Origin of the sequence: Flavobacterium sp. LC2016-01 (assembly GCF_009711135.1) — a bacterium.
GTDB lineage: Bacteria > Bacteroidota > Bacteroidia > Flavobacteriales > Flavobacteriaceae > Flavobacterium.
This window is the reverse complement of sequence record NZ_WMIC01000005.1, coordinates 1-12945: the sequence shown is the minus strand read 5'-3', so window position 1 is coordinate 12945 and position 12945 is coordinate 1. Positions and strand designations below refer to the sequence as shown.

The 12945-nt window shown below is 38.2% G+C and carries 6 protein-coding genes; all 6 read right to left on the bottom strand.

The window, feature by feature from the left end; translation table 11 throughout:
* Positions 1 to 18: 18 nt before the first annotated feature.
* Positions 19 to 600 carry a Holliday junction branch migration protein RuvA gene (gene ruvA / locus GKZ88_RS11285; protein WP_155102486.1) on the bottom strand — a complete coding sequence of 194 codons (582 nt, stop codon included), beginning with the start codon at positions 598 to 600 and terminating at the stop codon, positions 19 to 21.
* Positions 601 to 667: 67 nt separating this feature from the next.
* Positions 668 to 2959: an NADP-dependent malic enzyme gene (locus GKZ88_RS11280; protein ID WP_155102485.1), complete on the bottom strand. Its 2292-nt coding sequence runs from the start codon at positions 2957 to 2959 to the stop codon at positions 668 to 670.
* A gap of 159 nt (positions 2960 to 3118) precedes the next feature.
* Positions 3119 to 3544 (bottom strand): CBS domain-containing protein, encoded by a 426-nt coding sequence (locus tag GKZ88_RS11275; protein ID WP_155102484.1) that lies wholly within the window; start codon positions 3542 to 3544, stop codon positions 3119 to 3121.
* A 257-nt stretch (positions 3545 to 3801) separates the two neighbouring features.
* A complete protein-coding gene (locus GKZ88_RS11270; protein ID WP_347343871.1) occupies positions 3802 to 5754 on the bottom strand; it encodes an OmpA family protein in 1953 nt (650 codons plus the stop codon).
* Positions 5755 to 5820: 66 nt separating this feature from the next.
* Positions 5821 to 6732 carry a type IX secretion system membrane protein PorP/SprF gene (locus tag GKZ88_RS11265; RefSeq protein ID WP_155102482.1) on the bottom strand — a complete coding sequence of 304 codons (912 nt, stop codon included), beginning with the start codon at positions 6730 to 6732 and terminating at the stop codon, positions 5821 to 5823.
* Positions 6733 to 6783: 51 nt separating this feature from the next.
* Positions 6784 to 12945, bottom strand: a 6162-nt coding sequence (locus tag GKZ88_RS11260) for a gliding motility-associated C-terminal domain-containing protein (protein WP_155102481.1), incomplete at its 5' end; no start/stop codon positions are given.

Sequence of the window (12945 nt, the reverse complement as noted above, 5' to 3'; positions counted from 1 at the left end):
TGGTTTATGTTAGTTGAATTACAAGCTTTTTAATGCTTTTTTTATGATGGTTTCTGCAGTAGCTTCCGGATCTTCTTTGACAATCTTTTCGACTACTTTTTCAGAAGCTTTTCGAACAAATCCTAAAACTTCCAAAGCAGATAACGCTTCATCTCTATTTGTATTGTTTTGAACTACCGAAACTTCATCCAAGTCGTACAACTTTAACACTTTTTCCTTTAAATCAAGTATAACTCTCTGCGCTGTTTTACTGCCAATTCCTTTAATTGACTGAATAACTCCGACATCTCCAGATGCAATAGCATTAATAATTTGTTTTGGCTCGATTGAAGACAACATTGTTCTTGCAATATTGGCACCGATACCAGAAACAGATAATAACATTCGGAATATTTCGCGCTCTGATTTCTCGACGAAACCAAATAAAGTATGCGCATCTTCTTTAATTTGAAGATGCGTATACAATTTTATAAAATCAGCGTTAGGAATCAGTGAAAAGGTATGCAAAGATATATTTACATGATAACCCACTCCACCACAATCAATTACAACTTCTGTGGGATTTTTTTCAACCAATTTCCCTTGCAAATGTGCTATCATAAATATAATTTATAGTACCAAATATAAGTAAAAATAAGACAATATTGATCTCAGTTTACTATAAGGGCTATTGGACTACTTTATTTTTTTTAATTTCTTTTTCTTGAGCGTCAATAACTGCAATCGCAGCCATATTTACCATTTCTTCAACGCTTGCTCCTAACTGGAAAATATGTACGGGTTTACCAAGTCCCATCATAATTGGACCAATAGAACCTGCCTTATTCAATTCCTTCAATAGCTTGTAAGTAATATTTGCTGACTCTAAGTTAGGGAAAACCAATGTATTTACTTTTTTGCCTGCTAATTTAGAGAAAGGGAATTTTTCTTTAAGCATTTCAGAATTTAAAGCGAAATCTGCCTGAATTTCTCCATCAACAATCAATTCAGGATGATTTTTATGCAGATAAGCAACCGCTTCTCTCACTTTTGAAGCATTTTGATGTGTTGATGAACCAAAATTTGAATACGAAACCATCGCAATAACTGGCTCAATACCAAACATTTTTGCTGTTTTAGCAGTCATCAATGCAATATTAATTAAATCTTGAGCAGACGGATTAATATTGATTGCAGTATCTGATAAAAACATTGGACCACGTGCTGTAAGCATCATATTTGCAGTTGCAACAAGTGAAGCTCCCGGTGCTTTTTCAATTAACTGAAGCATTGGTTTTACCACACTTGGATAACTTCTAGAATGACCAGTAACAACAGCATCAGCTTCTCCTTCATTTACCATCATGGCTGCAAAATAGTTTCTTTCGCGCATGAATTTTTGAGCATCAAGCAATGAAACACCTCTGCGCTCTCTTGCTTCCCAGTATGAATTTGCAAATCTATTGCGTCTTGCTTCTTCTTCATTTGTTTTAGGATCGATGATTTCAAGATCAGCATCAAAACCTAATTCTGCTTTTAATTCTAATATAATTTCTCTGTTTCCTAATAAAATAGGGAAACCAATACCATCTTCATAAACAATTTGCGCCGCTTTTAATACATTTAAGTGATCCGCTTCAGCAAAAACAATTCGTTTAGGATCTAATTTAGCACGGTTCGTAATTAAACGTACCATTTTGTTATCATTCCCCATACGTTCGCGAAGCACATCTTCATAAGCTGCCCAATCCGTAATAGGATTTTTTGCTACACCAGATTCCATTGCTGCTTTTGCAACTGCAGGCGCTACAATTGTAATCAATCTAGGATCAAACGGTTTTGGAATGATATATTCTTGACCAAAACCTAATTTTGTCGCACCGTAAGCTACGTTAACTTGTTCTGGAACTGGTTCTTTTGCCAAAATAGCTAAAGCTTTTACAGCCGCCATTTTCATTGCTTCGTTAATTTTTGTAGCTCTTACGTCTAGTGCTCCTCTAAAAATATATGGGAAACCAAGAACGTTATTAACCTGATTAGGAAAATCAGAACGTCCCGTAGCCATAATAACATCTTTACGAGTTTCTACAGCTAAATTATAATCGATCTCCGGATTTGGATTTGCCATTGCAAAAACAATCGGATTATCTTTCATTGTCAATAACATTTCAGGCGATAGAATATCTCCTGAAGATAGTCCGATGAAAACATCTGCACCTTTTACAGCTTCAGCTAATTCAATTTTAGGACCGTCAATTGCATATTTTAATTGTAATTCAGAAAGTGAAGGATTGTCTTTTGTTAAAAGTCCTTTACTGTTATACATTAAAATATTCTTAACCTGTACACCAAGTAAAACATATAAATCAGTACATGCTATTGCAGCCGAACCTGCGCCAGAAACTACTACTTTTACATCTTCTGCTTTTTTTCCTGCTAATTCTAGCGCATTGATTAATGCCGCTGACGAGATAATCGCCGTACCATGCTGGTCATCGTGCATTACCGGAATATCTAATTCTTCTACCAATCTTCTTTCAATTTCGAAAGATTCCGGTGCTTTAATATCTTCAAGATTAATACCTCCAAAAGTTGGAGCGATATTTTTTACTGTCTGGATAAATTCTTCTACATCTTTTGTATTGACTTCTATATCAAAAACATCAATATCAGAGAATATTTTGAATAATAAACCTTTTCCTTCCATTACAGGTTTTGATGCTTCAGGACCAATGTCTCCAAGTCCTAAAACTGCAGTACCATTTGAAATTACAGCTACTAAGTTTCCTTTTGCTGTGTATTTATAAACGTCTTCAACGTTTGCTGCAATATCTAAACATGGCTCTGCAACTCCTGGCGAATAAGCCAGCGATAAGTCTCTCTGGGTTGCGTATTTTTTTGTTGGAACTACCTGAATTTTTCCTGGAGTCGGCTCTGAGTGATACAGCAGCGCTTCTCTTCTTTTACTCTCTTTGTTCATTATTTTTAGCTTTTATTCTAGCTTACAAAGATATAAGTCTTAGTTTAAAATGGGGCGTTTTTAGTGCTTTCTTTTGTTAAAATAACAATTTATAGCATCAAAAAAAAATAGTCCATCAAAATCAGGACTATTTTTAAAAGTATATTTTTCAGGTTTTCTTTATTGGGAAATATAAGAATTTAGATGGTTTATTGTGTCTTTCTGAATTTCGATAATTGCCTTTACAACATCACTGATTGAGATAATTCCAACTACAGTTCCATCTTCTAAAACAGGCAAATGTCTGATTCTTTTTGTACTCATCAGCTCCATACAATCTTCAATATTATTTGAAAGATTTACTGAGAAAACATTGCTTTCCATAATTTCATGCACAAATGTTTCTTTTGACGATTTGTCTTTTAAAACAATTTTTCGGGCATAATCTCTTTCAGACAATATTCCTTTAAGGTCGGTTCCATCAATTACAAGGATAGCCCCGATGTTTTTTTCACCCATTACTTTCAATGCTTCATAAACTGTTGTAGTTGAAAGTACGGAAAAAACATTTCTCCCTTTTGCGTTTAGTATTTGATTTACAGTCATATCTGAAAAAATTTAGTTTTATAAAGTTAAATAAAAAATGATAAAACTTGTTATTAAAATTTACTTTTTAAAAAGCTAATTCATTCATTTTAAATAAAATACAGCACATTTCGATTTTTCAAAATTATTCAATAAAGAATGAAATCAATTGAAGAAGTTTTTTGTGAAAAATTTGTTTTTTTAACGCTTTTAATGATTCCATAAAAAAGAGCGCTTTTCTAAGTTAAGAAAAGCGCTCTTTTTTATGAATTATTTTTTTACAAACCTACGATGATAAATTCACTTCGTCTGTTTTGCTGATGCTCTTTTTCGGTACATTTTACTCCGTCAGCACATCTGTTTATTAATTTTGTTTCACCGTAACCTTTTGCTGTTAATCGGCCAGCATCAATTCCTTTGCTGATAAGCCAATCTTTAGTTGACTGTGCTCTTTTATCTGATAAAATTTGATTGCTTTCTGCCGATGAACGGCTGTCAGTATGCGAACGTATGTCTAATTTTATGTTTGGATACTGATTTAAAATATCAACCACTTTTTGCAAATCAGGCTCAGATGTTTTTTTGATAGTTGCTTTTCCTAAATCAAAAAAGTTCATTGGAATATGAAGCAATTTGGCCAAATCGGTTCCAATTTTTATTGGTCCGAGTTTAACCGGTTTCACTGCTGTTTTTTTGATTTCGATAGTTTTAGCCGCTAAAGGTTTGAATATTTTTTGCATTGTAAAATCCATAGTTGTCTTGCCATTTGCTTTTTTAACTGCTGTCGAAATATCTTTTATTCCATAATCACTTTTTGATGCTCGAATAGAATATTTTTTACCGCATTTTATTTTTGGAAATATATAATTTCCTTTTTCATCTGTTGTAATTGTTGAAAGAGGATTTAAATTTTCATCAAATAAAGTTAAACTGACATTTGATAAAACTTCATTCGATTCAGCATCAGAAACTGTTCCCATTAAATCCTGTTCGCAAACCAGCCTTTTAGTTTCTGTAAAACGATAAACATCATCTAAACCTTGGCCGTTTTCTCTATTGGAAGAAAAGAATCCGTTTCTGTTTTTTCTATCAATTGTAAATGCAAAATCATCTTGTTTGCTGTTTACAGGTTCTCCCACATTTTGTACATCATCGTCGATTGTACCATCGGCATTTATTTTTGTAACAAAAATATCAAGTCCGCCCAATCCTGGACGTCCATCTGAAGCAAAATAAAGTTCATTTTCGGCAGATATAAAAGGGAAAGTTTCTCTTCCTTCGGTATTAATCACCGGTCCTAAATTTTGAGGCTGTCCAAAAGTTCCGTCTGCATTTATGGCAACTTTAAACAAATCTGACTGTCCTAAAGTTCCTGGCATATCGGATGCAAAATACAAGATTTTTTCATCCATGCTCAATGCGGGATGCGCAGTGCTGTACTGATCACTATTGAAAGGAAGTTCTTTAGCTTCTTCCCAAGCATCATTAACATACTCTGATTTATAGAGTTTTAAAAGTGTTATTTGCTTATCGCTGCTTCCTCTTTTTCCGTCAGTAAAATTATTTCTTGTAAAATACATCGTTCGGCCATCTTTTGTAAAAACAGGAGTTGACTCGTTGAATCTTGATTTTTGTTTTTTACGGAATAATTTTGGCTTGCTGACACTTCCATCTGGCATTAAATCGGCAATATATAATTTAGAAAAAGATTTGTTTGTCCATTTAAAACTCGTTTTTGCAATTCCGCCCGTATCTCTGGCCGAAGTAAAAACAATTCTTTTATCGTAAATAACACTTCCATAATCAGAATAAGGCGAATTTATTCCGGCATCAGCAACTTCATATCGTCCCGAATTTAATTTTATCTGTTCCAAATAATTTTTATCCTCTCTAATCAATGAAGCTCTTTTTTCTGAACCCGCTTTTAGGTTGAATTTTTCTAAAACTTCATCGGCCTTTCGATAATTTCCGGATGCTTTTAAGCACTGAGCATATCGGTACAAATATTCCGGTTCCTGTTCTTCATTTATTGCAAACAACTCTTTGTACCATTGAAGAGCAGAGGGCAACTCACCAATAAAATAATACGAATTGCCAAGTCTTTGCACGATTCTTTCATCTTTAACACCTTTATCTATAAGGCTTTCATATGCTTTTATGGCATCGGCGTAAGCATAATCGTCGTACTTTTTGTCTGCGGCATTTGTATTGTTTGCTGTCTGCGCATTCATTTTGAAAAGAAAGCACACAAACAAAACAGAAAAGCTTAAAATTTTAATTCTCATAGCTGGCATTAATTAGAAGAATCGTGGAGAGATCATTTTGTTAAAACTGTTGAAAAACTCGAAACGAAGGAAAATTTCATGAGATCCTGAGTTATATCTTCTTAAAGCAGTCGTTTCGTGATCATATCCATAACCAATATACATCCCTTTTGACACTTGAAAACCTGCCATTGCACTTACTGAAGCGCTCCAGCGATAAGCAAGCCCAACAACAAATTTATCATAGAACATAAAATTACCTGAAACATCAACCTGTAAAGGAGCTCCCTGAACCATTTTGGTCAATAAGGCTGGCTTAAACCTGATATATTCTAATTTGTCCAGATTAAATACATAACCCGCCATTAGATAGTAATTGATTTTTTCTTTAAAAATGGCGGTATTATTATCGTCATAACGATTTGTTTCGATGAAATTAGGAACCGAGAATCCTAAATAAGCTCGGTCCGAATGCCAATAAACACCGGCACCGATATTTGGCGTGAATTTATTATTTAAATCTTGGAATTGTTCATCGCCTTGATCTTCAAAACTTAATTTGTTTACGTCAAGATTAAACAAATTGGCCGTAGCTTTTATTCCGAAAGAAAGTTTAAATGATTCAGAAGTTGGAATACTATAAGACAAATCAGCTGACAATGTATTTTCAACAGTTGGCCCAATTTTATCATTGACTAAAGAAACACCCAATCCTAATTTAGTATTATCTAAAGGTGTGTTTACTGAAAAAGTACTTGTTTGTGGTGCTCCGTCAAGTCCTACCCATTGTGTACGATACAATCCAAATACGTTTAGTACACCTCGCGAACCCGCGTATGCTGGATTCACAGAGATTGTATTATACATATATTGTGTATACTGCGAATCTTGCTGAGCGGAACACACAACTGAAAAAAACATGAAAATTAAAATTAATTTTTTCATTTAGTAAGCTTTTAAAACGGCTTGGCTAAAAGTCAAGCCGTTTATCATTTTTTATTTATTAAGATACAAGTAACCTGACTGTTCGTGCGGATTTGAATCATTATCTTTATATTTCAAGACATAAAAATAGGTTCCAACCGGCAATCCATCTGATTCTTTTACAGTCGCTCGTCCTGCTGAAACTCCAACAAAAACGCGGTCTTGATTGTTATAGTGGTCAGTATCAAATACCAATACACCCCACCTATTATAAATTTCAACTGTATTTTCAGGATAACATTCTATTCCTTGAATATAGAATCTTGCATTTTTTGAATCTCCATTTGGTGAAAAAGCATTCAGCACTTTTATTTTACAGCCATCTAAGCTTAATACTGTCGGATTATCTCCTGTATTGCTTTCATCATCTGATTTGTCTTCAACATCAACTCCTCTAGCGCTAAAACCAATTGCAGTTGCCTGATTGCTGACAGTACCCAGAATAATATCGCTTTGCGTGATTTTATACTGTGCGGTAAAATTATTCTGATTAGCTTCACCTACTGCTAGATCAATTGCTTGTCCTGAAACGACAACTCCAGGTAAAGGATCTTTAACTGTTATTTTTGTCAACGGAACATTACCAGTATTGGTAACTTTAAATTTATAGGTGATTGTTTCACCTGCATTTGCAAATCCATTTCCGTTTTCATCATTAAATACTGCCGTTTTAATAATGGCAATATTTGGAACTTCAACAAAAACATTTAATGTAGCCGAACTGCAATTTGATGCATTTGCTTTTTCACATACTTGATAAGTCAAAGCATAAGTTCCTCCCGGCGTATTTGGTTTTACATTTACTGTTCCGTCTGCATTAAATTCAAAATATGGACTTTTTGGTGTATTAGAAATGACAACATTTGCTGGATCGATTGGCAAGTTATTCAGCAAGTCATTATCTAAAATATTGATAAATTCAAGCTGTCCATTAATTCCGTCAACATTTACCTGAAGATCATCTTTTGTAATAATCTGTGGTGCTGGTGCCGGATCATCTGAATTCACGACTGTAACGTTTACAACTGCCTGACTGCAATTTGACAAATTCGAAGCTTCGCAAATTTGATATGTCAATTGATACGTTCCTGATGGTGTACCTGTTTTAACATCAACAGAACCATCTGCGTTTAAAATCAAATTAGGGTTTGCAACCACAGTACTTAAAACAACAGCTGTTTGGTTTACTGTAGTTTGGTTTAAACGGTCATTACTAAATATATTCAATGCCGTGCTAATGCCTTTTTTAGCATCAATTGGTCCAGCACTGTCGTTGTTTGCTTTGATTTCAAAAGTTGGTCTCGCATTACATTGTGGTGTTGCCGGAGGATAACTTACAGCTACACTTACAGTAGGGTTTAATGAAAACTCCATTGTAACTCCCGTTCTGGTTTTCTCAAATCCATCTGCGCCTTCTGTCCATTGACCGTTTGTTAGCAACCATCCTGGCCAGTCAACTCCAATTCCGTTGCCGTCAACAATTGCACCTGGCCATAAAATATTTCCGCTCAATGGTAAATTAGTTTGAGTCGCTACAACATTGTTGGCACTATCAATCCATTTTACAGTCAATAAATTATTTGTTGTAAAGTTATCCGGTGTTACGTTATAAGATACATACGGAACATCATTAGAGCAATAACTATTTGCCGTTACGGTCATCGTTGGAAGAACAACTGTAACTTTCACATTGGCTGTTGCACAATTTGTTGTGTTCAATTCACAAACCTGATAAGTAAGTCCATAAGTTCCTGCTGGTGCATTTTCTTTTAAGACTATTGTTCCGTCTGGATTTAAAGTTAAATACCCTGATGGATCTGCAATAGTTACAGAAAGATTTACATCAGAAGCCGTAATTGGCAATCCGTTTTTAGTATCATTTCCTAAAACATTTATAACCGTCACTGCATGATTAACTCCTGCAATTGGACCTGCTACATCATCTTTCAATACTAATAAATCGCCCGTAATCTGAACATAACTCTTCACTGTATCACAGTTCAGTGCATGGTCGTTGTCACAGATCGTGTATTCCACTTCGTAGTTTCCTGAGGCTGTACCCGGAGCTACCGTGATGGCTTTGTCAGCATTTAAAGTTAAGCCTGACGGAAGCGTGCTGATAAGCGTAAAGCCAACCTGTCCTGCACCCGTTCCCACTGTAACCGGAGTTCCGTTCAGCGTATCATTGGCCGTAAGCGAGATGGTAGTGCCTCCTGCGTTGCTGTTGATCGCTGTTGTCGTTTCGGTTACCGCATCGATTACCGGAATCACAACCGGAGCATTTACCGTTAGGTTCACACTCGCCGTTGAGCAGTTTGATGTATTGGTCTTGTCACAGATCGAATACGTCAGCGTGTAAGTTCCCGCTGGAGCATTCGCGCCAAGCGTTACAACTCCTGTTGTCGGATCCAATGTCAGGTACCCTGAAGGGTCCTGAACTGTGGTTGTGATTTTTACTTCCGATGCTGTTAATGGCTGTCCGTTTCTGGTATCGTTGTTCACAACTGTGATAATGGTCTGAGCCGTTGTTGACTGTGTCACTGGGCTTGGAGCATCTGTATTAGCTATCAATGTATCACCTGTAACGGAAACATAACTCTTCACCGTATCACAGTTCAGCGTATGGTCATTGTCACAGATCGTGTATTCCACTTCGTAGTTTCCTGAGGCTGTGCCCGGAGCTACTGTGATGGTTTTGTCTGCGTTGATTGTAAGTCCTGTTGGAAGCGTGCTGATTAATGTGAAAGTTACTTCACCTGCACCTGTGCCTACTGTAACCGGAGTTCCGTTCAGCGTATCATTGGCCGTCAAAGATATTGTTGTACCACCTGCGTTGCTGTTGATGGCCGTTGTAGTTTCCGTCACCGCATCGATTACAGGAATCACAACCGGAGCATTTACCGTTAAGTTCACACTCGCCGTTGAGCAGTTTGATGTATTGGTCTTGTCACAGATCGAATACGTCAGAGTATAAGTTCCCGCCGGAGCATTAGCCCCAAGCGTTACAACGCCTGTTGCCGGATCCAAGGTCAGGTAGCCTGAAGGATCCTGAACTGTGGTTGTGATTTTTACTTCCGATGCTGTTAATGGCTGTCCGTTTCTGGTATCGTTGTTAATTACTGTGATGATCGTCTGAGCCGATGTTGACTGTGTCACTGCACTCGGATTATCGGTATTGGCAACCAGTGTATCGCCTGTAACGGAAACATAACTCTTCACCGTATCACAGTTCAGCGCATGGTCATTGTCACAGATCGTGTATTCCACTTCGTAGCTTCCCGATGCTGTGCCCGGAGCTACTGTGATGGTTTTGTCTGCGTTGATTGTAAGTCCTGTTGGAAGCGTGCTGATAAGGGTAAAGCCTACCTGACCTGCGCCTGTTCCCACTGTAACCGGAGTTCCGTTCAGCGTATCATTAGCCGTCAAAGAGATAGTTGTACCTCCAACATTGCTGTTGATCGCTGTTGTCGTTTCAGTTACCGCATCGATTATCGAAATCACAACCGGAGCATTTACCGTTAAGTTTGCTGTAGCTGTTGAGCAGTTCGATGTATTGGTCTTGTCACAGATTGAATAGGTCAAGGTGTAAGTTCCCGCCGGAGCATTAGCCCCAAGCGTTACAACTCCTGTTGTCGGATCCAATGTCAGGTAGCCTGAAGGGTCCTGAACTGTGGTTGTGATTTTTACTTCCGATGCTGTAAGCGGTTGTCCGTTTCTGGTATCGTTGCTGATTACCGTGATGATTGTCTGGGCCGTTGTTGATTGTGTCACTGCGCTCGGATTATCGGTATTGGCAACAAGCGTATCGCCTGTTACTTGAACATAACTCTTCACTGTATCACAGTTCAGCGTATGGTCGTTGTCACAGATCGTGTATTCCACTTCGTAGTTTCCTGAGGCTGTGCCCGGAGCTACCGTGATCGTTTTGTCTGCATTTAGCGTTAATCCTGCCGGAAGCGTGCTTACCAGTGTAAAGCCAACCTGTCCTGCACCTGTTCCCACTATAACCGGGGTTCCGTTCAGTGTATCATTAGTTATTAGTGATACCGTCGTACCTCCATTATTGCTGTTGATGGCTGTTGTCGTTTCAGTCACCGCGTCGATTACAGGTATTACTACCGGAGCATTTACCGTTAGGTTCACAATCGCCGTTGAGCAGTTTGATGTATTGCTCTTGTCACAGATCGAATACGTCAGCGTGTAAGTTCCCGCTGGAGCATTTGCGCCAAGCGTTACAACTCCTGTTGTCGGATCCAATGTCAGGTAGCCTGAAGGATCCTGAACTGTGGTTGTGATTTTTACTTCTGATGCTGTCAATGGTTGTCCGTTTCTGGTATCGTTGCTGATTACCGTGATGATTGTCTGAGCCGTTGTTGACTGTGTCACTGAAGCCGGAGAATCTGTATTGGCAACCAGCGTATCGCCTGTAACGGAAATATAACTCTTCACCGTATCGCAGTTCAGCGCATGGTCATTGTCACAGATCGTGTATTCCACTTCGTAGTTTCCTGAGGCTGTGCCCGGAGCTACCGTGATGGTTTTGTCTGCGTTGATTGTAAGTCCTGTTGGAAGCGTGTTGATTAATGTGAATGTTACTTTACCAGCGCCTGTGCCTACTGTAACCGGAGTTCCGTTCAGCGTATCATTGGCAGTTAAAGAGATAGTTGTACCACCGTTGTTGCTGTTGATCGCTGTTGTAATCTCTGTTACTGCGTCGATTACCGGTCTTTCAATTACTATCTCTACCGTTGCAGAATCACAAATACTAGTGTTTGCCGACATGCAAATCGTATAAGTAATCAAGTGTGTACCAGCAAGCGTATTAGATGCAACCGTTATTGTTCCATCAGAATTAAAAACTATTCCTGTTGGAAGTGTACTTGTAGAAACAGTAACATTTGTTGGTAAAAATGAAGATCCATTTATTTTGTCATTTGCAAAAACAGTCGAAATAGTTCCACCTGTCGCTCCATTAATTATTGATGGAGTATCATCTTCTGCACAAATATAATTTGAAACCGCTACGTTTGAAGAAGGTGCAGATTGACATCCTAAAGAGTCAGTAACTGTATAATTATAAGTATTACCACCAATTAAGCCAGTAATTGTTGTTGTAGCAGTATTTCCAATAATATTCCCCGGATTAATAGTCCATGATCCAGTTGGTAAACCACTTAATTCAACACTAGCGGTTGATGATGTGCATGTCGGCTGAGTTATTAATCCAACTATCGGACTTGCAAGATTCATTACTGTCAACTGCAGTTCCTGATCAGCCGTGCATCCATTATTTGCAACTGTATAAGTTCCGCCGGCTGTATAAGCTGTTGAGTTTACTGTCCAGTTGTAGGTATCACCAGAGCAGATTGTTGCCGTAGTAACCACTTTTGTGGGTTTCGGAGTTACTGTCAAGTGCAGTTCCTGATCAGCCGTGCATCCATTGTTTGCAACTGTGTAAGTTCCGCCTGCTGTATAAGCTGTTGAGTTTACTGTCCAGTTGTAGGTATCACCAGAGCAGATAGTCGCTGTCGTGATTACTTTTGCCGGTTTCGGAGTTACCGTCAACTGCAGTTCCTGATCAGCCGTGCATCCATTGTTTGCAACTGTATAGGTTCCGCCTGTTGTATAATTAGCCGAGTTTACTGACCATGTGTAAGTATCTCCCGAACAGATAGTCGCGGTGGTAACCACTTTTGCAGGTTTCGGAGTTACTGTCAACTGCAGTTCCTGATCTGCCGTGCATCCATTGTTGGTAACCACATAAGTTCCGCCTGCTGTATAATTAGCCGAGTTTACTGACCATGTGTAAGTATCACCAGAGCAGATTGTTGCTGTCGTGATTACTTTTGCAGGTTTCGGAGTTACTGTCAACTGCAGTTCCTGATCTGCCGTACAGCCATTGTTTGCAACTGTATAGGTTCCGCCTGTTGTATAAGCTGTTGAGTTTACTGGCCATGTGTAAGTATCACCAGAGCAGATAGTCGCTGTCGTGATTACTTTTGCCGGTTTTGGACTTACTGTCAACTGCAGTTCCTGATCGGCCGTACAGCCGTTGTTTGCAACTGTATAGGTTCCGCCTGTTGTATAGGCTGTTGAATTTACTGACCATGTGTAAGTATCACCAGAGCAGATTGTTGCTGTCGTGATTACTTTTGCAGGTTTCGGAGTTACTGT

Bases quoted from the DNA above. Each gene is read 5' to 3' on its own strand.
- GKZ88_RS11265 (WP_155102482.1), bottom strand. From the start codon at position 6,732: ATGAAAAAATTAATTTTAATTTTCATGTTTTTTTCAGTTGTGTGTTCC.
- GKZ88_RS11270 (WP_347343871.1), bottom strand. From the start codon at position 5,754: ATGAATGCGCAGACAGCAAACAATACAAATGCCGCAGACAAAAAGTAC.
- GKZ88_RS11280 (WP_155102485.1), bottom strand. From the start codon at position 2,959: ATGAACAAAGAGAGTAAAAGAAGAGAAGCGCTGCTGTATCACTCAGAG.
- ruvA (WP_155102486.1), bottom strand. From the start codon at position 600: ATGATAGCACATTTGCAAGGGAAATTGGTTGAAAAAAATCCCACAGAA.
- GKZ88_RS11275 (WP_155102484.1), bottom strand. From the start codon at position 3,544: ATGACTGTAAATCAAATACTAAACGCAAAAGGGAGAAATGTTTTTTCC.